We start from the raw sequence: 20,099 nt of genomic DNA on the forward strand, positions 1-20,099 counted from the left end.
TTCCCAGGGATTGAGCTTTGCTCTAGCTTCTGCCATGCGTTTCGTCCACCTGGCCGACGTCCACCTCGACACCTCCTTCGCAGGCCGTTCAGCGACCGTACGACGTCGACTCCGAGAGGCGTCCCGGGATGCCTTCCGCCGCACCGCCGACCTCGCGATACGAGAGGACGCCAACGCTCTCCTGATCGCCGGCGACCTCTTCGACGGCGACCGACTCTCCTTCCAGACCGAGCGGTTTCTCCTGGAGCAGATGCGCCGCCTCGAGCAACACGGTGTCACCGTGGTATACGCGACGGGCAACCACGACCCCGGGTCGCCGCTCTCCGGCCCGCGACCGCTGGATTGGCCGGCGAACGTGCACGTCGCCTGGGACGCCACTCCCAAACGGATCCTCATACACGACCGGGAAGGTGAGCCCGCGGGCCACGTATCGGCCGCGGGCCACGCAGGCGACCGGGAGAAACGGGACCTCTCGCGACTTCTTCCGGCTCCGACGGGCGACCTGCCCGAAGTGGCGTTGCTGCACACTCAGGTGCACTCGTCCCTCGGAGCTGAAGCTCATCACGCGTACGCACCCTCGGAGCTCACGTATCTCATCCGTTCCGGCTTCGACTACTGGGCGCTGGGCCATGTGCATGTCCGCCAGGAGCTCTCCCTGGACCCTCCGGTCGTGTACGCGGGAAGCCTTCTGGGGCGTACCCATACCGATACCGGGGCGCGCGGAGCGCTCTTGGTCGACCTCAGCGACCGCGAGGCGCCGGAGATCTCTTTCCGGGCCCTGACGCCGATCCGGTGGGAGACGATCACCGTCGACCACTTGGAAGGAGCCGACTCCCTCGACCGGCTCGAGCAACGCATCGGAGCCGTGTGGCGGTCGTTCCGCGACGGGCAGGCAGCCGCCTCGGACGTCGAGTGGATGGTTCGTGTCCAGCTCGCCGGACCGTGCCCTCTCTGGAAGGAGCTCCAGGACGACGAGAACCGGGACGAGCTCGCTCGGGAGCTGGCGGAGGCGCTGGGTGCTCTCGACGTCGTCGTCATGGCGGACCGGGTTCACCCGGTCATTCCGATCCATGAGCATCGCATCCGCACCGACGTGCTCGGCGAGACCCTGCGGCTCAGCGAATCGATCCGCCGGGGCGAGACGCGGTTGACAGCGCTCGACGCCGGCACCCTCGCGGGTGTCACCTCCGAAGACGCGGCGGTCGTCGACGCATACGTTCGCGAATTGCTGCGAGAGGCAGATGGGGAGCTCGCGGCGCGTCTGCTCGCATCCGAGGGTGACGCACCGTGAGGATCGAGCGCATCCATGTCCGCGCGTTCGGGCGGCTCAGCAACTTCGACTCGGGCGCTGACGCTCTGCCCGGACTCGTCGTGGTTCTCGGCCCCAATGAAGCGGGCAAGTCGACGCTCTTCCACTTCCTTACCACAATGCTATATGGCTTTCACCCTGCCTCCAGGGAGGGAAATCCCTACCTGCCATGGGATGGCGAGGACGCCTGTGGCAGCGCACGACTGCGCCTGGACGGGGAGGGGTGTGTCGAGGTCGAGCGTCATCTGCGTTCACAGCCCGGGGGGAGGCTCACGATCGACGGGCGGGTCGATGAGCTACGCAATCGTGCCCTCCCGTGGGTCGATCATGTTCCGCGCTCCGTCTTCCGCCAGGTCTTCGCCGTCACGCTCGCGGATCTCGCGGGTCTGGACTCCGAGACGTGGGCACGCATTCAGGATCGCATCCTCGGCTCGATGGGAACGACCGACCTCTTGCCGGCCCGTAGCGTCGCGGACGTGCTCGAACAGGAGGCCGGCGCGTTGTGGCGACCTCACCGACGCGGGAATCAGCGGGTTAGAAGAGTGCAGGACCACATCCGCACCCTGCGTTCACAGCGACGACAGGCGCTTGAGCGCGATAGGGAGATCAGGGCGCTCGCCGAGGAGCTCGAGCGGACCCGGACCGAGTTGTACGACGCTCGCGAGGCGAGAGAGCGAGAGCGCGTCGCGGTGGAGCGCGTACAGACCCTGACCCCAATCCGAGCCCAGCTCCTCCGCATCGCGACGCTTCGAGAGGAGGGCGGGCCACGTGAGGCACTACAGTCGCAGCCGTCCGATCCGAGTGCGCACCTCAGCGCTCTCGAGGCTCGGGTGCGCGAGCTGGCGGAGCGTACATCGGAGACCGACCGGGATCTGCAAGAGCCGGAGGCTGCGGTCGCGAGCTACGACGAGAGAGCCCGGGCGCTACTCGACCGCTCCGAGGAAGTCGAGTCTTTCCTGGCACTGGCGAGCGGGGCCCTCTCGGACCGAGCACGCCGTCAGGGGTTGAAGCAAGAGACGAGCGACCTCGCCCGTCGGATTGACGAGCTGGGCGGAGAGCTGCTTGCCGTTCCTATCGCTGAAGCTCCGAAGGGAGCGATCTCGGCGCTGTCCGCCCGGGCGCTGCGCGCCCGAGTCCGAGATGCTCGCCGGGCCCGCGACGAGCGGCGCTTACTCGACGACGGCGATCCCGAAGCGGCGGAGGCCGGGAGAGCCATCCCCGTCGTTGCCATGCTGATGACGCTTTTCGGAGTCACGCTCGTGGTGGCGGGCACGCTCTCGGGTCTCGGCATTTTGACGGCGCTCGGGGCCGCCGCCGGTGCGATCGGGCTCACGTTGTTGACCCAGTGGCAGAGAGCCCGAACGGCGGCCACGTCCGCAGGGGCCCAGCGTAGTCCAGCCGCTGGACTCGCTCGAGCGCGGCAGCTCGAGCGGGAGACTCGCGACCTCGTTCTCGAGCTTCTGAAGGACATCCCCACCGAGCCCGCTCTTCTCGACGAGCCGTCGGAAGGCCTCGCCTCCGATTTCGAACGGCTTCAAGGGCTCATGAGAGATCACCGGGAGCGATCCGGGGAGAGAGATGATCTCATGGAGCGGATCGACCGCGTCGATGCGGAGGCGGCCGCTCTGACCGCGAGTCTCGGGCTGGAAGTGCCTCTCGAGGCCGAGGTCCTGACCCACCTGCTCGACCGCGAACTCCGGCGCGCGGAGCGACTCCGAGAGGGCGCAGCGGCAGCCGACCGCGAACTTCGACGTCTCCACCGCGAACGGGATCGGCTCGTGACGGAGCTCGGGCAAACCGAGGCCGCGTTGGGGGAGTTCACCGAGTCCATGACCGCCCTCGGAGGAGGCGATCTCGAGCGAGGTGTCGATGCAACCACAGCACGGCTCGCCGCGCACATCCGGGCCGACGAACTCGAGGACGAGCTGGAGCGCACTCACCCTGACCTCGACGAACTGCGCGACCGCATCGGCGCATCCGAGGAGGCCGGCGAGTCGTGGACCATCGTCGAGGACGACCTCGCCAGCCGCCGCACGGGGATCGAGCAGCTGAGTGAGCGAATAGAGCTACTGGCCACCCGCGCCAAGGGGCTCGACCGGGACATCGCGCACCTGCATGGAGAGGAAACCGTGGACGCCGTGGACGGCGAGATCGCCAGCCTCCAGGACGAAGAGGCGCGGCTCGTCCGGGAACGGGACCGACGCTGGGTGCTGGCCCAACTCATCCGTGACGCCGATCGGCGCTTCCGTGAGGAACACCAGCCGGACCTGATCCGGCGGGCGGGAGCGTATCTGAAGCACCTCACGGGCGGACGCTACGACCGCATCCTGGTCAGCGAAACAGGTGCCGGTGACATTTTTCAGGTGCTCGGGCCCAGCCTGCCAGCGCCAATACCGCTCATGCCGCCGATGTCTACCGGCACGCTCGAGCAGGCGTACCTCTCGCTGCGACTCGCGATCGTGGACCATCTGGACCAGGGGGGAGAGCGCCTCCCGCTCTTCGTCGATGAGGTCTTCGTCAACTGGGATCGTGAGCGACGCGGCCGGGGCATCGAGGTTCTGGGCAGCCTCTCGCGCAACCGCCAGCTCTTCGTCTTCACCTGCCACCCGGAACTGGCCGAACAGTTCAGCGGCTGTGGGGCCGCTGTGCTCGAGTTAGAAGGCTGATGAAGAAGTACAGCGGGCCGCGTTGCGGTGCCACGGCCTCATATCCTAGGCGGAGCTTCGAAGGCCTAGCCGTCGCTACGTCGAGGAGCTCCAACGACGGAGATGGGGCCGTGCCACCACAACCCACGAACTTGTGTGTCCTTTCATCCTGGTGTTGGGCACATGGCGGTTGCGCGGTTGATCCATCGTCTCTCCTCGTCGCCGTAGCTCGGCTACGACTCCTCGTCGTTCCTTGCCTGAACGCGCGCAAGCACCATGTGCGCGGCCCACTGTACTTCTTCATCAGCCTTCTCGCGTGATCGGAAGGCAGCTTCCCCTCCACGTAGAGACGCTGGGCCTGGAGCCCGCGCCTGACGTGGACACTGTGCTCATGATCCACGGTTACGGAGCTTCCGCCTTTTCCTGGCGCTACTGGGCGCCTCGCCTCGCGGAGCGCGCAACCGTGGTACTCGTCGACCTCAAGGGATCGGGGGCGGCGCCCAAACCGGACGACGGGCGGTACCGGCCGGAGGACCAGGCCGAGTTGCTCCATCGACTCGTTCTTCAACGAGACCTCCGGCGGCTCACGGTCGTCGGTCATTCCCTCGGCGGTGGAATCGCGCTACTGCTGGCGCTGCGACTTCAAGACGACGAAGAGGCTAGACTCGCACGGCTCGTCCTCGTGGCCAGCGCCGCGTACGAGCAGCGACTGCCGCCCTTCATCGGTCTGGCGCGTTACCGCTGGATCGGGATCGCGCTCTTCCGACTTCTCGGCGCGCGGTTCGTGATCCGAAAGGTGCTACGCTCCATCGTGTACGATCCGCACGCGGTCGCCCGAAACCAGGTCGAAGGGTACGCGGCACCACTGAACGACACCGAAGCGCGGCGCGCGCTCATCGACTCGGCGCTCAACCTGGTGCCAGAGCGGATCGACGCCCTCAACGCTCGCTTTTCCGACCTGGTCGTGCCGGCGCTGATCCTCTGGGGACGACACGACCGTGTGGTCCCGTTGTGGGTCGGAGAGCGGTTGCTCGAGGCGCTGCCCAACGCGACCCTCCACGTCTTCGAAAAGTGCGGACACATGCCCGCCGAAGAGATCCCAGAGGAGTCGTTTGTGCGCCTCGCTACCTTCTTGGACGAGACCGCCGCTACCTGAGCCGCTCGCGAGCGAGCGTATAGAACATCTTCGCACCGACCTTGAGCGAGGTCGCGAGATTCCCTGAAATTTTCGATACGCCTTCGGTTCGACGCCGATGGGTCACCTCGACCTCGACGATCCGGAGCCCCGCACGCACCGCCCTGATCTGCATCTGTAGCGTCCAGCCCCAACTGCGGTCGTCCATGTGCAACGCCAGCAGCTCGGGGAACGACACGGCCCGGAACGGCGGCAAGTCGGTGAAGGAGTGGCTGAACAGCAACTGGGTAAGGCCGAGCACGAGATGGTTGCCAAAACGCGCGTGCGGCAGGATCGTGCCCACGTCTCCATCGATGCCACGACGAACGCCGAGCACCAGCTCGGCCTCACCCCTCTGGATCGGAGCGACCACGTGGGCTATCTCGTTCGGATCGTCGCTCCCGTCCGCATCGAGGAATACGAGTACTTCGGGAGGGTTCGTCTGCTCCGAGAGATGCCGGATCCCGGCCAGGCACGCGGCACCGTAACCTCGCTCGGCCTCGAAAACGACTTCGGCACCATGCGCCCGCGCGACCTCCGCTGTCCCGTCCGTCGAGCCGTTGTCCGAGACGACGACACGATCGACGTAGTCGGGCATGCTCGAGAGGATCCCCGGAAGCGACTTCTCCTCGTTGAGCGCTGGCATGATCACAGCGATTCGAGGCCGGGGCTCGGATGACGCCATCATCGGACAGCTATCCGTCCAAGCCCTGGCGCGTCCTGGCCATCGCCGGGGTGGTGGAGCTGGCACTGCTCGCCGGACTCGGGTGGTGGCCGGGTGCGACCTTCCCGTGGATGGGGCTGTTCATCTTCGGTGGGGCGTTCGCGGCGTACGCGGTCGGCGCGAGCCAGGTCCTGCACACGCGCGGCGGACACCTCTATATCTGGGGCATCGCCATCGCAATGCGCCTGGTCTTGTTGCCGCTCACGCCCGAGCTGTCGGACGACATCTATCGATACCTGTGGGACGGCCAGGTGCAACTCGCGGGCATCAACCCCTACCGCTACGCCCCTGCCGCGATCGAGCTGTCGGAGATCCGTACCGTCTATCGAGGGCTGATCAACAACCCAGACGTGCAGACCATCTACCCTCCGCTCGCTCAACTCGCATTCCTCGCGATCGCGCTGGCGGGCGGCGCGATCTTCCAGGCAAAGCTGCTCTGGCTCGGGCTCGACCTCGGTACCGCCTGGCTGCTCGGGCGTGTCGCGTCCGTCACGGGCCGCAGCCGGCGCCTCACGCAGCTGCTCTACCTCTGGTCCCCGCTGCTGGTGGTCGAGGTCGCGTGGAGCGGTCACCTGGAACCCCTCGGGCTCTTCGCGTTGGTACTCGTGATCCTGTTGGCCCGCGCACCCCTGGGCGCGGGGGCCGCGACCGCGTTGGCGGCGCTCACGAAGTTCGCGCCGGTTGTAGCTGTACCGGCGCTCACCCGGAGGCTCGGCGTCCGATTCCTGCTGGGATTCGTAGTCACGGCCGCGCTACTGTACGCGCCGTATGCGTTCGCGGGTCGTGGCCTGTTTGCGGGCCTCACCACGTATGCCGAAAACTGGTGGTTCATGAAGGGCCCGTTCACGCTTCTCGAGGCCGTGCTGCCAGGGCCAATGGCGGCCCGGTACGCCGCGGGCGCGCTCGTACTCGGCGTGGTCGCATGGACCACATGGCAGCGGTACCGGCCCGAACGCGCTCTCTTCTGGATCCTCGGTGCGGGCATGATCCTCACGCCGACGTTGCATCCGTGGTACGTGCTCTGGATGCTCCCGCTCGCTGCGCTACGCGCGAGTCGGACATGGATCCTGATGACCGGCCTCTCGTTCCTCGGCTACTTCGGGCTGGCCACCTTCCAGGACACCGGCGAGTGGCCGCAGCCCATCGCGGTGCGCCTGCTGCTCTGGGTCCCCTTCCTCGTTCTGCTCGGAATCGATGCTGCCAAGGTCTGGCACGAGCGCGTACCCCTCCGCGCGCAGCTCACCGAGCGCCGCGCCGCGCCGCGTCCCCCATCCGGAGCGTAGCACCGGTAGCGCCAGACCCGCGTACCCCGTCAGAAAGAGAAGGATGAAGGGCAGCTGGCCCCAATAACGTCCAGCGATCGCGAGCGCGAGATACGTCGCCATCAAGGCGGCCATCACGCTCTTGCCCACATCATCCAGCCTCACGGGCACGCGTGGATACAGCCCATCCTGCGCGTTCCCCGTCTTGGCCGTACGGACGAACGGGTCCTGATAGCCCGCGAGCCCGCGAAACACCGCCCGCGTAACAGGAATCGTGAGCCCGATGCCTAGCGCGAGCGTGCGCGCAACGCCCCGAACGAGTCCGGGGCCGGCGTGTCCACGCCTGCGGCCTGCGGACCAGTAGAAGATCATGAACGGAACGGTCGCCGCAGTGAAGATCAGCAGGTCCACGAGCAAGTACTGCTCGAGCCCAAGCGACCGGCGAGCGATCGCGGACGGAAAGAGCAGCAGCGCCAACGCCCACGTGAGCGGATGCGCGACGTGTCCGCACAGGTGGATCACAGCCTCGGCCTTCACCGCTAAGGGATAGGAGCCGCGTAGCAGCGCCGGGAGGATCTTGCGAGCGGTCTGGATTCCTCCTTGAGCCCAGCGTCTCTGTTGCACCTCCAGGGCCTCGACCGTCGAAGGGATCTCGGCGGGCACCGCAACGTGGTCGAGGTATACGAAGCGCCAGCCAGCCATCTGCGCGCGATAGCTCAAGTCGAGATCCTCGGTGAGCGTATCGGTATGCCACCCCCCTGCGTCCTCCAGACACGTTCGCCGCCACACGCCTGCGGTACCGTTGAAGTTGAAGAAGCGGTCGCCGTTGTACCGTCCACCCTGCTCGAAGAGGAAGTGTCCGTCCAGAAGAAGCGACTGTGCCTCCGTGAACCAGGTCTCGTTGCGATTCAGGTGGTCCCACCGGGCTTGCACCATGCCCACAGCCGGGTCGCGGAACGGCGGCAAGAGGTCGCGCAGGAGGTCTGGAGGTGCGACGAAGTCGGCATCGAGGACGAGGAGATATTCGCCCTTCGCCACCGACGTCCCCTCGGCAAGGGCCCCCGCTTTGAAGCCGTCTCGGTGTTCGCGCGTGATGTGCACCACATCGACGCCGCGGGCTCGCCAATGCGCGACCCGCTCACTCACGATCTGCCGCGTCGTGTCGTCGGAGTCGTCGAGCACCTGCACCTCGAGCAGCCGCGCGGGATAGTCGATCAGGCACACGGCATCGATGAGCCGGCTGACGACATGTCGTTCGTTATAGATCGGGAGCTGCACGGTTACGTGCGGGAGCTGCTCCTCCGGCCATGGCGTGACGTGTTCGGACCGACTCCGACCCGACAGGAGGAGCAGGAGCGTCCGGTGGAACGCGAACGGGACCAAAAACGCCAGAACCCCCAACGTGAGGACCATGACGAGCAGCGCGACTGTATCTGACATGCGACCCCCCAATCCCCTTTCATGCTCGCCGGTTCCGGGCTCGGATCGAGCACTTTCCCCGAGTTACGTCATCGCGGATGCCGAAGCTGGCGATGAGGACGGCGAGATGAAGCTCTAACATAGGGCTCATCGAACACACATCCGCATTTCCCGGTGGGCCGAGCTGAGGGAGACCGCACAGTCGTACGCGATTGGGCGCCGACGATCACAAAACCCCCACCGCCCACCGTGAAGCCTCCGAGATCGAGTTCGCGGATGAACACGGGCACGTCCGACAGGGTGGTGTCGCCCAAGCGCAACGTAGCCAGATCGTCATCATCGAGGCCGGTCTCCGTTTGCACACGCTTGTTGGCCACCACTCTGGGCGTCCCGAGGTCGAGAATCGCCTGATACTCATTGCCTGCCACCTCGACGCTGAGCCACACTTCGACTCCTCGATCGGCTCCGCGCCGCGCGTCTGAGCCGCGGCCGATGATGCCACCACCGCCATCAACATGGCCACGGCCATCGTCACCTGCCTTCCCATGATGCTCTCACGAAACTGCTCTGGAACCGTGCCCGTAGCGACACCGGCTTGTTGCATGTCGTGGAGTACCGCCTCGAGTGCCGGCAGATTGCCGTGGATATCATGGAGACCGGCAACCCGCATGACCTAGCGATACTCCTTCGTGAACCCGTTGCGGCTGTTCGTTACCGTGAACGAGCCATCGGCGGATGCTGACACCTTGATCCAGAACGCCTCCCCGTCATGGACCGGCCGCGGAGGGACGCCCTGTCCGCGAACGTTGGTCAGCGGTGCGATCGGCATGGCAGATTGCACCTCGTCGACCGAGTTCGCGATGAACAGGCCGGGTACCGTGTACTCCTGTCCGCTCAGTTGCGAGAAGTGAAGCTGCCAGAGGTCCTCCAGGCCGGGAGCGGAGTAGAGCACCTTCATCGCCTCCGGCTGTCCGCCTTTCCGCGTGCCGTTGTTCATGACGGCCACACGAGCTTCGATGGCGTGAACCAGGACCTCTGCGTTGGATATCGGCTGCCCATGATGGGAGACGACGGATAGATCGACCGTACCGATCGGATTGTTGGGGCACATGAGCTCGAACTCGGTGTTGACGGTCAGATCGCCCAAGTGGAGCACCCGGAAGTCGCCGAACTGACCGAGAATGCCTACCGACTGCGCGTTTTCGCCGTTGTCTTCTCGCTGCGGGACGAAATCAGCGCAGTAGCGGTTGCGTCCGCCGCCGCCGGGCAGCGCCCGTTCGATGACCTGCTTGGCGGACGTAAGTACCGTGACGTCGAAGCCGCCGAGGGCGATCCGGTCCCCGGGTGTAACGACCGTGTGTCGAGCACCCCGGTACAGCGCCGGGTACGTCGTGCTGAGAAACTCGGCCGCGGCGGCGTTCGACTCGACGCTCTGCCCGTGGTCGATGAAGTGTCGCACCGGAACCCGGCTCGTCAGTTCCTGCATCGCCCCCCAATGGTCGCCGTGCCAGTGGGTCGTGATCAGATGATCGATCTCAGCTACGTCTGCGTCCCGCATGGCGGCGATGATGCGACCGGCATCTCGCGCGGCATTCCGTCCACCGTTCCCAGTATCGATGAGCAAGGACTCGCCGGCCGGCGAGACGAACAGGGTTGCGCCCCCACCTTCGACGTCGATCAGGTAGATTTCGAGAGTCTCCTGCGCCTGCGCGGTGGTCACGGAGACGCCCAACAGGAGGGTCAGCAAGGCTGCGGAGACGAGCTTCGAATGGGCCGACGATTCGCGGTGCGGCATGGCACGGTCCTCCCTGAGTACGACCCGCGTCCTTTTGATGGCGGCCGAAAAGTAGGCCAGTGACGGGTTCAGGGCACGTGCGAGGGCGCGCTTTCGCGCCTGCCCGGCTGCTCGGAGCCAGACGCACTATCCATCGAACACCTTCGATCCGGAGGCTCCAACCCAGTTCGCGAGCGTTGTCGGGGATGTCGTCGTCGAATTCTCACGCGATGGTCGAGTGCGGCGAGAACTGAAGCTCCGTGACATCGTCGACCCCTTCCGTGGGCTCGCCCGACGCGGATCGTCATCCTCCGGTCTAGCCCTCAACGATATCCGCCGTCCACGTAATCTCCACCGAATCCTTGATGCTCTGAGCCGTCGGACACTTGCTCACATGAGTCTCCAGAGCCCGGTCCACCTTGTCCCGAGCGGCCTCCGGGGATATCCGCAGCGTGTAGTGCACATGGATCTTCGTCAGCACGATGATCCGGTCCACGATCTCGTTCGTGCCTTCCGCCGTGCAGCTGATGGCGTCGTTAGCCATCGGGATCCCGCGCACCTCCAGTGCGCCGTTGAGAGTCCCGAGTAGTCAGCCGGCTGCGGCAGCGACCAGGTAGTCAACCGGCAACGGCAGGTTGGGTTGCGAGTCGAGTCCGTAGTGGGCCTTGATGGGCCCATGCACGCCCATCTCGAGGGTGGTTCCATCCTCGAGAGTCGCCCGGCGATGGATGCCGTCGACCTTCGTGACCGTCGATCGAGTCGTGTACAACGGGTCGCTCATGGTAGCTCCTCATCCGTGCGTTCGACATATCGCGCCCAGGGATCGGCCCCACCGGGCTCGTAGCCCTTGCAGTCGATCACCGGGAGCGGTGGATACTTCGGGAATCGTGGATCGTCCGTCGATCGGCCACAAAGATAGAACCGTGAGCCCTTTCGGTTACGTGTCACCCTGTGGTGCACGCAGTCCCGGCACTGGCCGACGGCGTCGCGAATCTGCATCACTCGCACTCCTACGAGCCCGCCCTTTGCGGTAGTTTTCGCGTCGATGGACAACCCACTCTTCGACAGTCTGAACACCGCCTATGCTCAGGCGATGTTCGAGGAATACGCGCGTAACCCCGAAGGGGTCCCGGCGGAGTGGCGCACGCTCTTTGAGACCCGAGGCCAGCAGGCGGTCGCGGAAGGACTATTCGTCCCCGACCAACTCAACGGCAACCGAGCCGGCTCCGTCGAGGCCCCGCCGGCTCCTCAGGCATCGCCGACCTCCCGAGCGGCCGACGACCTCCGTCGGGTGTTGCCGGTCGTCTCTCGTGCGACCGCGTTGATTCAGGCGTTCAGGGACCACGGGCACCGGCTCGCCCGTATCGACCCGCTGGGCAGCGAGCCAGCCGGACACCCACAGCTCACCCCGGCCTTTTTCGGAACCTCGATGGAGGAACTGGCCGAGCTGCCCGCCTCGCTCGTCATAGACGAGAGCGCCGAGGGCCGCTCCGTCGCGGACGCGCTCACCGATCTCGAGAACATTTACGCAGGCAGCATTGGCTACGAGTTCGAGCACCTGGACGACCACGTGAAGGTCGACTGGCTTTGGCAGCAGGTCGAATCAGGGAGCCACCTGCCGGAGATGAGCCCGGACGAGCGGCGTGCGCTCCTGTACCGCCTGTCCGAAGTGGAAGGTATGGAGCAGTTCATACACCGTGCTTACCTGGGCCAGAAGCGCTTCTCGCTGGAGGGAAACGATTCTTTGGTACCCATGTTGGACCTCGGTATCGAACTTGCCGCCCGCAAAGGCGGCCGTGAGGTCGTACTCGGCATGGCACACCGCGGGCGCCTCAACGTGCTCACACACACCGTCGGCGTGTCGTACGGGGAGCTGCTCGCAGAGTTCGAGGGCCCGTCGTACAAGGGTGGACAGCTCGATATAGCCGGCACCGGGGACGTCAAGTACCACCACGGCGCCCAAGGCGAGCGTGAGATCGACGGCGTCGGCACAATCCTGGTCCGTTTGGTGCCGAACCCGAGCCATCTCGAGTTCGTGAACCCCGTCGTCGCGGGAATGGTACGCTCGAGACAGTTCGACAGCGGCAGCAAGGCTGCGGAGCCCGACTTCGACGCCGTGGTCCCGATCCTCATGCATGGGGACGCAGCCTTCGCGGCCGAGGGTGTCGTGGCTGAGACGCTGAACATGGCGCGCCTCAAGGGATACACCGTGGGCGGCACCATCCACATCATCGTCAACAACCAAGTCGGCTTCACCACCGATCCACGCGATGGCCGCTCGACGGTGTACTCGAGCGACCTGGCCAAGGGCTACGGGATCCCCGTCGTGCACGTGAACGCCGACGACGTTGAGGCGTGCCTCGCCGCGGTCCGGCTCGCCATGATGTACCGGGCTCACTTCCACGATGACTTCCTGATCGACCTCGTCGGGTATCGCCGACACGGCCACAACGAAGGCGACGAGCCCGCGTACACGCAGCCGCTCAAGTACAAGAAGATCGCCGGGCACCCGACCGCTGGAGCGATCTACGCCGATCAGCTCGCGGAGGAGGGTGTCTTCAGCGCGGCGCAGGCTCAAACGATGCGCGAGGAAATCGCGAGTCGCTTGCGCGACGCTCAAGATCAGGTGCGCCACTACGAACCGGTGGGCGACGACGGGCCCGACGAGGATCGCGAAGTGCCGGTGGTCCCCCAGAGCACGGGTGTCGACCTCGATCTGCTCTCACGCATCAATGAGACCACGCTCGAGCTTCCCGAGGGCTTCACGCCCCATCCCAAGCTGTGGAGGCAGCTGGAGCGCCGCGCCAAGGACTTCGACCTCGATCGTACGCTCGACTGGGGCCACGCTGAGACGCTGGCGCTCGGCTCGCTGCTCACGGCAGGAATCCCGATCCGCTTCACCGGCCAAGACGTCCAGCGCGGCACGTTCAGCCACCGGCATCTGACGCTGCACGATGTGGAGACGGGCGAGGAGTTCACGCCGTTGCAACAGGTCTCGGACGCGCGGCTGGAAATCTACAATTCTCCGCTGACCGAGACAGCGGTGATCGGCTTCGAGTACGGGTACTCCGTCGGTGCCGACGCCGACGTCGTGCTGTGGGAGGCCCAGTTCGGGGACTTCGTGAACGTCGCCCAGGTCATGATCGACCAGTTCCTGTCCTCGGGGCTGGTGAAGTGGGGACAGTACTCGCGCCTGACACTGCTGCTCCCGCACGGATACGAAGGGCAAGGACCGGAGCACTCGAGCGCCCGCCTCGAGAGATTCCTCCAGATGTGCGCCGAGGAAAACATGCGGGTCACCTACCCGACGACCCCGGCCCAGTACTTCCACCTGCTCCGCCGCCAAGCGCTTCGACGTCCTGAGCGCCCGATGATCGTGATGACCCCGAAGAGCCTACTGCGACACCCGATGGCTTCGTCCACCGTCGCCGAGCTTACGGAGGGTGGATTCCAGCACGTTCTAGACGATCCGACCGTCCCAGATCCGACCGCCATCGAGCGAGTCGTGCTCTGTAGCGGCAAGGTCTACTACGACATCCAGGCCCACGAGCGCCGCGCCGACGCGACCTCGACGGCGGTGGCCAGGCTGGAGCTGCTCTACCCGTTCCCGGGAGACGCCCTCACAGAGCTGCTGGCCCGCTACCCGAGCCTCAAAGAGGTGGTGTGGACGCAGGAGGAGCCCCGCAACATGGGTGGGCTCACGTTCATCGGGCCGCGGCTGCGGGGTGTGGTACCGCGTAAGGTGCCGCTGACGTACGTGGCACGGCCGGAGCGCGCGAGCCCTGCGGGGGGGAAGGCGAAGGAGCATGCGGCGGAGCAAGCGACTTTGGTGCTGGAGGCGCTGGGGTTAGAGGGGTAGTCACCACTCCAAGAGGATCTTGCCGAAGTTCTGGTTCGATTCCATGTAGCGGTGGGCGTCGGCGGCTTGGGCGGCTGGAAAGACGGTGTCGATCACGGGTTGAAGGGTGCCGTCGTCGAAGCCAGGTAGGACGTGCGTTTCGAAGGCTCGGGCCAGGACGGCTTTCTCCTCGACGGGGCGAGCGCGCAGGACGGTGCCGCGAATCGATCCGCGACGGCCCATGAGGGCTCTCAGGTCGATCTCGGCCTTGAGGCCGCCCGGCACGCCGACCACGATGTGCCGTCCACGCTCGGCGAGCACTCGCTGGTTCCCCGCCAGGTAGGGTCCTCCCACGAGGTCCAAGATGACGTCCACGCCACGGCCCCCGGTCAGCTCCATCACGCGGTCCGGCCAGCCCTCCTCCGCCACAACCCCGTGCCCGAGGCCGAGCTCCGCGGCGCGCTCGAGCTTCGCGGGCGTCCGGGATGTGCCGATTACGGTCGCTCCGGCCCTCGTGCCGAGCTGTAGCGCTGCCGTGCCCACGCCACTTCCGACCGCGTGCACGAGGAGGGTCTCGCCCTGGAGGAGGCCTTCCTGCACGAAGGCCGCGTCGAAGGCGGTCATGAAGACCTCGGGTAGGGCGCCTACTCGGAGCAACTCCATGTGTGCAGGGGCGGTGACCGCGGTGCTCGCGCTCTCGACTATGAACTCGGCGTACCCACCGCCGCCGGTGATGCCCATGACCGCTTCGCCGACCGCGAAGCGCTCGACCCCCCGACCGACGGCCTCGACCGTGCCCGCATACTCCAGTCCCAGGATGTGCTCGTGGTACCCGGGGGGAGCGGGATACCGGCCCGCGCGTTGCAGCAGATCGGCCCGATTCACGCCTGACGAAGCGACGCGTACGAGCAGATCTCCCTCGCCGGGTACAGGCCGCTCGACGTCCTGCATCTCGAGAACGTCTGCGTCGCCTGATTCGCGCATGACGATCGCGCGCATGGAGTCACTCATGGAGTCACCGTAGTCCTTTTTAAGCCCGCCCACTACCTTTCCGGTCCCATGAAACTGCCCTTCGAGCTGGTCCGGCCCCTCATCTTCTTCGATCTCGAGACCACGGGTCTCGATGTGAAGAACGACCGGATCGTCGAGCTCGCGCTCATCAAGGTCACGCCCCAGGGGGACGTGCTCGAGCGCGTGCGACGGTACAACCCGGGCCTGCCGATTCCCCCCGAGGCCACGGCCGTGCACGGCATCACCGACGACGACGTCGCCGACGAGCACCCGTTTTGCCGAACCGCGAGGAACCTTAACGACGAGCTTCTCGCGGGCTGCGACCTATGCGGGTTCAACATTCGGCGCTTCGATCTGCACATGCTCATCGCGGAGTTCAGACGCTGTGGCATTCGCTTCACTCTCGACGGCCGTCGCGTGCTCGACATGCAGAACATCTTCCATCGCGAGGAGCCACGAGACCTCTCCGCCGCGGCACGATTCTATTTGGGCCGTGAGCACGAAGAGGCACACACCGCTCTGGGCGATATCCGGACCTCGGCGGCGGTGCTCGGTGCCCAGCTCGAGCGGTACCCGCACATCCCGCAGGACTTGGATGCGCTGCACGCCTATTGCGACGAGTTCTCGCCGTTCCGTACGGAGGTCGACCGCTGGTTCAGCAGCGCCGAAGAAGGACGTGTCTTTCGGCGTGGGAAGCACCAGGGCCAACCGCTGGCGCAGGTCGCGGCCGAGGCGCCGGACTACTTGCGTTGGATGCTCGACGTCGAAGACATGGACGAGGACGTGCTGAGCATCGTCCAGGAAGCCGTCACCACTTCCGCGCCACCCGAATTACCGCTTTCAGACCCGAGCAATGGGAGTGAATCAGCATGACGTACATGAGCCGTCTCTCCAGCACGCTACTAGCCTTCGTCGCGGTCGCTTCGACCACTCAATCGCTGTCGGCTCAGACGCCGATCACGAGCGAGGACATGGTCAACTTCCACCCTCGCGTGATCGGGCCCGCGGTAACCGGGGGACGGGTGCACGACGTAGAGGCGATCCCAGACGACCCTTCGACGATCTACGTGGCTTCCGCCTCCGGCGGCCTTTGGAAGAGCGTCAACCGCGGCCAGACGTGGAGGAACGTATTCGACGATATGGAGGTGAGCACTTTCGGGGACGTGGCGCTCGCTCTCTCCGACCCCGAGATCATATACGCCGGGACAGGTGAGCAGCAGAACCGTCAGAGCACGTCGTACGGAAACGGCGTGTACCGCTCGGACGACGGGGGCGAGACGTGGCGACACCTCGGGCTGGAGGAAACGCGGCACATCGGTAGGGTGCGCATCCACCCCACCAACCCCGACGTCGCGTATGTGGCGGCTTTGGGAAACCTGTGGGCGGCGTCCGCGGAGCGCGGCGTCTTCAAGACCACTGACGGCGGCCGCTCCTGGCAGAAGGTCTTGTACATCGACGAGTACACCGGTGCGGTGGACCTCGTAATGGACGCCTCCGACCCCAACACGCTCTACGCCGCGACATATCAGAGGCTACGTCGTGCATGGGGCTTCAACGGTGGCGGGCCCGGGAGCGGCATCTACAAGACCATCGACGGGGGAGCCAACTGGAACGAACTCGAAGGCGGGCTGCCCGCAGGCGACAAGGGTCGCATCGGCATCGCGATCTCGGAGTCGAACCCGCAGGTGCTCAACGCGCTCATCGAGCACGCCGACAGGGACCTTCAGGGTACCTACCGCACTGAGAACGGCGGACTCACCTGGGAACGCGTGAACGCTCTCAATGGCCGCCCCATGTACTACTCGCACATCTTCATCGACCCGAACGACGAGAACCGAGTCTACGAGCTCGCGACGGACTCGTACGTGAGCCGTGACGGAGGCCGCACCTTCACGGAGATCGCCCGGCGACCGACGTATGACGTTGGGGTGCATGCGGATCACCACACGCTTTGGATCGACCCGAACGACTCGGAGCACCTCTACCTGGGCGGGGACGCCGGCTTGCACGAGAGCTACGATGGGGGGGGCAACTTCCAGAGGATCAACAACTTTCCCATCGCCCAGTTCTACGCGCTCGCCGTCGACATGCGCGATCCGTACTGGGTGTATGGTGGGCTCCAGGACAACCACTCGTTCATGGGGCCGTCCCAGACGCGCCGCTGGGCCGGCATCCTCAACGACGATTGGATGCAGTCCGGGTTCGGCGACGGCATGTACTGGGCAGCCGACCCGAGGGACGCCCGATACTCGTACGGCAGCTCGAACGGCGGCAGCTACTTCCGCTACGACACGAAGACAGGCGACATGCTCGACGTTTCGCCGATCGAGCCGCCCGGAGAGAACTACCGCTTCGACTGGACGTCGCCGATGATGCTCTCCCAGCACGATCCGGACGTGCTGTACGTGGCCGGCAACCGGCTCTTCATCTCCCACAACCGCGGCTCGTCGTGGGAGCGCACGGAGGACCTGAGCCGGCAGATCGACCGCGACGAGCTCGACATGATGGGGATCAAGGGTCGCGACATCACGATCTCGAGGAACGACGGCACGGGCAGCTTCGGGGAAGCCGTGACCCTGGACGAATCGCCCATCGACCCGAGCGTGCTGTGGGTCGGCTTCGACGACGGCAACCTGCAAGTGAGCCGCGACCACGGAGCGACGTGGAGCGAGGTCTCCCGGAACGTACCGGGAATCGCGGACGGCACGTACGTGAGCCGTATCACAGCCTCGTATCGCTCGCCGGGCACGGCGTACGCCGCCTTCGACGGTCACCGCGACGGAGACTTCGCTCCCTACGTCTTCCGCACAGAGGACTTCGGCGGGTCGTGGGAGCCGCTTCAGTCGACGCTGCCGGAGCTGGGCGTCGTGAACGTGATCGTCGAGCACCCCGACAATACCGACGTGCTCTTCCTCGGTACCGAGCACCACGCGTTCGCAAGCACGGACGCTGGGACGAACTGGGCCGAGATCCCCAACCTGCCGACCACACACTACGACGACATGCTCATCCACCCGCGCGACAAGGACCTTGTGCTCGCGACGCACGGCCGGTCCTTCTGGATCTTGGACGACACGCGCGCGCTCGCCGAGTGGGGGAACGCCTCCGGCCCAGTGACGGTCTTCTCGGCCGACCGGGGCACGATTCAGCTCTACCGCAAGGACACCTCGTACCGCGGGCAGGCCGCGTTCGCCGGCACGAATCCGGTCGATGGCGTCGAGATCACGTACAAGCTGGGCGCGGGCAGCGGTGAGGCCACTCTGACGGTCACGAACGCCATGGGCAACACGGTGCGCGAGATGGGGGTCCCTTCCACCGAGGGCACCCACCGGGTCAACTGGGATCTGCGTCACTCGATTCCTGGCAGCCTCGAGACATGGCAGCGCTTCACGAACCCGGAGCTCGCCCGGCCCATCGGGCAGCGAGGGCCCTGGGTCTCGCCGGGTTCTTACACGGTCACTGTGAATGCCCGCGGCACCAGCGCGTCCACTCGAGTGGAGGTGAGAGGCGACCCGGAGATGCCGATCACGGTCGCGATGTACGAGTCTCGCGAGCGCTTCATGCTCGACCTGATCGCGCTCACCGACGAGATCGAGACGTACCGGCGCGAGAACGGCTTTGGCGGAGGTGGCCGGGGCGGAGGCGGCCGGGGCCGAGGCGGCCGGGGCGGCCGTCCTCCGATAGACACACCGGCGGGCAAGCTCGCCGCGGCGGCGCGCACGGTTCAACAGGTCTACGGCGCGCTGAACGGCAGCGGTGTGAGACCGGGAACGCTCTATCCGCCTACGGAGAGCCAACGCGCTGCCGTGCAGACCGCGCGCGCGCTGTTCGAGGAAGTGCGCGGAGGCTAGCGGCCCGACGGCCGCTTCGTCACGACTTCGACCGTACCCAAGCGACCCGATCTCGCCCGGGGGCCGCACGTCGACCGCGACGCCAGCGAGCGCGATAGGACGAGGCGTGAGCGCGAGCACATCACCGAGCACGATCGGCGTCTCGGCCGCCAGCGCATCGCACGCGAAGTGGTGGGTGCTGATGATCTGCGTGCCGCGCGCAAGGGCGTCGAGTGATGATCGTCGGCTCTATCCTGCTGGCGTTCGGGCTCTAATCTTCGAGCCTCGGTTGCCGCTGGTGTTGCTGCAGGAGGATCTGCTCGCGGTCCTCCCTCCCCGTCGCGTGTTACGTAGTATGGTCCCTGAACTCAACAGTGTGCCTCAACCCATTCGCGAGACAGCCTTTGGGCTTCGGCAATTTGTCCACGGGTGATCCGGGCGCCACCCTCGCTTCGCTCCGCGACGGCCACGGCCCGACCGACAGGTGGCAATCTCGGCTATTCGGCGCGTATCACAGGCTGGCACGTGGCGGTCACCGTGTCGCCGACCTGGCGTGTGTGAAGCAGGAGTTTTTCGCCGAGCACGGACGCTTCACCGCCCTACGCAGCGCTTGCCAGGCCCAGCGGGCCCACTCATGTTGCGACCATGAAGAAACCCCGGAGAATCCTCGTCATCGCGGGCATCGTCCCCTTCCTCGCGGGCTGCATGGGCACACTTGCTCAACCGCTCCCTGAGCCCGCGCTGCGATCCTCCACCAACGTCCGCGGCGTCGTCCTCGGCGACCCGGAGTCGGGCGAGCGCATCGAGTTCAGTCGGGTGGATCACGTCGAGTGGACCGATTCGACGCTCTCGATCGTCGGGGCGCTCGCGACCCCGGACGGAGGCGGGACGGACGGGAGCAACACTACGCGGGCGCGCACCTTTGCGCTCTCCGACATCGGCGCAGTGCTGGTGGCGGGAGTCGAACCGAACAAGACCTCGCTCCTGATCGCAGGGGTGCTCGTGGGGGTCACCGTGATCGGCGCCTTTCTCGTCACGGGCAAGACCACCGCAACCACGATCTTCTGAGGGGCGTCCCGGACTGGCTGCTCCGGCACGTGGCATGCCGCCGGC

Annotated in this window: 13 protein-coding genes; 7 read left to right on the forward strand and 6 right to left on the reverse strand. The window is 66.0% G+C overall.

Annotation, left to right across the window (positions count from 1 at the left end; genetic code table 11):
* The first annotated feature begins 34 nt into the window (after nt 1-34).
* From IIB36_08235 to IIB36_08245, 3 genes are all read left to right on the forward strand, one after another.
* Nucleotides 35-1,291 carry a metallophosphoesterase gene (locus tag IIB36_08235; protein MCH7531729.1) on the forward strand — a complete coding sequence of 419 codons (1,257 nt, stop codon included), beginning with the start codon at nt 35-37 and terminating at the stop codon, nt 1,289-1,291.
* Nucleotides 1,288-3,975, forward strand: coding sequence for an AAA family ATPase (locus tag IIB36_08240; GenBank protein ID MCH7531730.1), 2,688 nt, complete (start codon nt 1,288-1,290; stop codon nt 3,973-3,975). Before IIB36_08235 ends, IIB36_08240 begins: the two co-directional genes overlap by 4 nt.
* 295 nt (nt 3,976-4,270) lie before the next feature.
* Nucleotides 4,271-5,110, forward strand: coding sequence for an alpha/beta hydrolase (locus IIB36_08245; protein ID MCH7531731.1), 840 nt, complete (start codon nt 4,271-4,273; stop codon nt 5,108-5,110).
* On the opposite strand, the gene IIB36_08250 is transcribed toward IIB36_08245, so the two are convergent.
* From IIB36_08250 to IIB36_08270, 5 genes are all read right to left on the reverse strand, one after another.
* On the reverse strand, nt 5,103-5,813 hold the full coding sequence (locus tag IIB36_08250) for a glycosyltransferase family 2 protein (GenBank protein MCH7531732.1): 711 nt from the start codon (nt 5,811-5,813) through the stop codon (nt 5,103-5,105). The genes IIB36_08245 and IIB36_08250 overlap by 8 nt on opposite strands.
* A gap of 1,082 nt (nt 5,814-6,895) precedes the next feature.
* Nucleotides 6,896-8,554: a glycosyltransferase gene (locus IIB36_08255; GenBank protein ID MCH7531733.1), complete on the reverse strand. Its 1,659-nt coding sequence runs from the start codon at nt 8,552-8,554 to the stop codon at nt 6,896-6,898.
* Between the two features lie 652 nt (nt 8,555-9,206).
* Nucleotides 9,207-10,328, reverse strand: coding sequence for an MBL fold metallo-hydrolase (locus IIB36_08260; protein ID MCH7531734.1), 1,122 nt, complete (start codon nt 10,326-10,328; stop codon nt 9,207-9,209).
* Nucleotides 10,329-10,623: 295 nt separating this feature from the next.
* Nucleotides 10,624-10,851 (reverse strand): OsmC family protein, encoded by a 228-nt coding sequence (locus IIB36_08265; protein ID MCH7531735.1) that lies wholly within the window; start codon nt 10,849-10,851, stop codon nt 10,624-10,626.
* A gap of 45 nt (nt 10,852-10,896) precedes the next feature.
* A complete protein-coding gene (locus IIB36_08270) occupies nt 10,897-11,088 on the reverse strand; it encodes a hypothetical protein (protein MCH7531736.1) in 192 nt (63 codons plus the stop codon).
* A 264-nt stretch (nt 11,089-11,352) separates the two neighbouring features.
* Here IIB36_08270 and IIB36_08275 point away from each other — a divergent pair, with 264 nt between their 5' ends.
* The gene (locus IIB36_08275; protein MCH7531737.1) at nt 11,353-14,166 is read left to right on the forward strand and encodes a 2-oxoglutarate dehydrogenase E1 component; all 2,814 of its coding nucleotides are present in this window, start codon (nt 11,353-11,355) and stop codon (nt 14,164-14,166) included.
* Here IIB36_08275 and IIB36_08280 read toward each other — a convergent pair whose 3' ends face one another.
* The gene (locus IIB36_08280; GenBank protein MCH7531738.1) at nt 14,167-15,144 is read right to left on the reverse strand and encodes an NAD(P)H-quinone oxidoreductase; all 978 of its coding nucleotides are present in this window, start codon (nt 15,142-15,144) and stop codon (nt 14,167-14,169) included.
* Nucleotides 15,145-15,204: 60 nt separating this feature from the next.
* On the opposite strand from IIB36_08280, the gene IIB36_08285 reads away from it, so the two are divergent.
* The 3 genes from IIB36_08285 to IIB36_08295 all read left to right on the forward strand — a co-directional run bounded on the left by IIB36_08285 (nt 15,205) and on the right by IIB36_08295 (nt 20,054).
* Nucleotides 15,205-16,029, forward strand: a complete 825-nt coding sequence (locus tag IIB36_08285) for a 3'-5' exonuclease (protein MCH7531739.1) — start codon at nt 15,205-15,207, stop codon at nt 16,027-16,029.
* The gene (locus IIB36_08290; GenBank protein ID MCH7531740.1) at nt 16,026-19,007 is read left to right on the forward strand and encodes a hypothetical protein; all 2,982 of its coding nucleotides are present in this window, start codon (nt 16,026-16,028) and stop codon (nt 19,005-19,007) included. Before IIB36_08285 ends, IIB36_08290 begins: the two co-directional genes overlap by 4 nt.
* Before the next feature lie 624 nt (nt 19,008-19,631).
* Nucleotides 19,632-20,054, forward strand: a complete 423-nt coding sequence (locus tag IIB36_08295) for a hypothetical protein (GenBank protein ID MCH7531741.1) — start codon at nt 19,632-19,634, stop codon at nt 20,052-20,054.
* Nucleotides 20,055-20,099: the final 45 nt, after the last annotated feature.

The sequence above is a fragment of the Gemmatimonadota bacterium genome, from assembly GCA_022560615.1.
GTDB lineage: Bacteria > Gemmatimonadota > Gemmatimonadetes > Longimicrobiales > Gaopeijiaceae > UBA1138.

Bases quoted from the DNA above. Each gene is read 5' to 3' on its own strand.
- IIB36_08280 (MCH7531738.1), bottom strand. From the start codon at position 15,144: ATGCGCGCGATCGTCATGCGCGAATCAGGCGACGCAGACGTTCTCGAG.
- IIB36_08285 (MCH7531739.1), top strand. From the start codon at position 15,205: ATGAAACTGCCCTTCGAGCTGGTCCGGCCCCTCATCTTCTTCGATCTC.
- IIB36_08270 (MCH7531736.1), bottom strand. From the start codon at position 11,088: ATGAGCGACCCGTTGTACACGACTCGATCGACGGTCACGAAGGTCGAC.
- IIB36_08265 (MCH7531735.1), bottom strand. From the start codon at position 10,851: ATGGCTAACGACGCCATCAGCTGCACGGCGGAAGGCACGAACGAGATC.
- IIB36_08260 (MCH7531734.1), bottom strand. From the start codon at position 10,328: ATGCCGCACCGCGAATCGTCGGCCCATTCGAAGCTCGTCTCCGCAGCC.
- IIB36_08290 (MCH7531740.1), top strand. From the start codon at position 16,026: ATGACGTACATGAGCCGTCTCTCCAGCACGCTACTAGCCTTCGTCGCG.
- IIB36_08235 (MCH7531729.1), top strand. From the start codon at position 35: ATGCGTTTCGTCCACCTGGCCGACGTCCACCTCGACACCTCCTTCGCA.
- IIB36_08295 (MCH7531741.1), top strand. From the start codon at position 19,632: ATGAAGAAACCCCGGAGAATCCTCGTCATCGCGGGCATCGTCCCCTTC.
- IIB36_08250 (MCH7531732.1), bottom strand. From the start codon at position 5,813: ATGGCGTCATCCGAGCCCCGGCCTCGAATCGCTGTGATCATGCCAGCG.
- IIB36_08255 (MCH7531733.1), bottom strand. From the start codon at position 8,554: ATGTCAGATACAGTCGCGCTGCTCGTCATGGTCCTCACGTTGGGGGTT.
- IIB36_08275 (MCH7531737.1), top strand. From the start codon at position 11,353: ATGGACAACCCACTCTTCGACAGTCTGAACACCGCCTATGCTCAGGCG.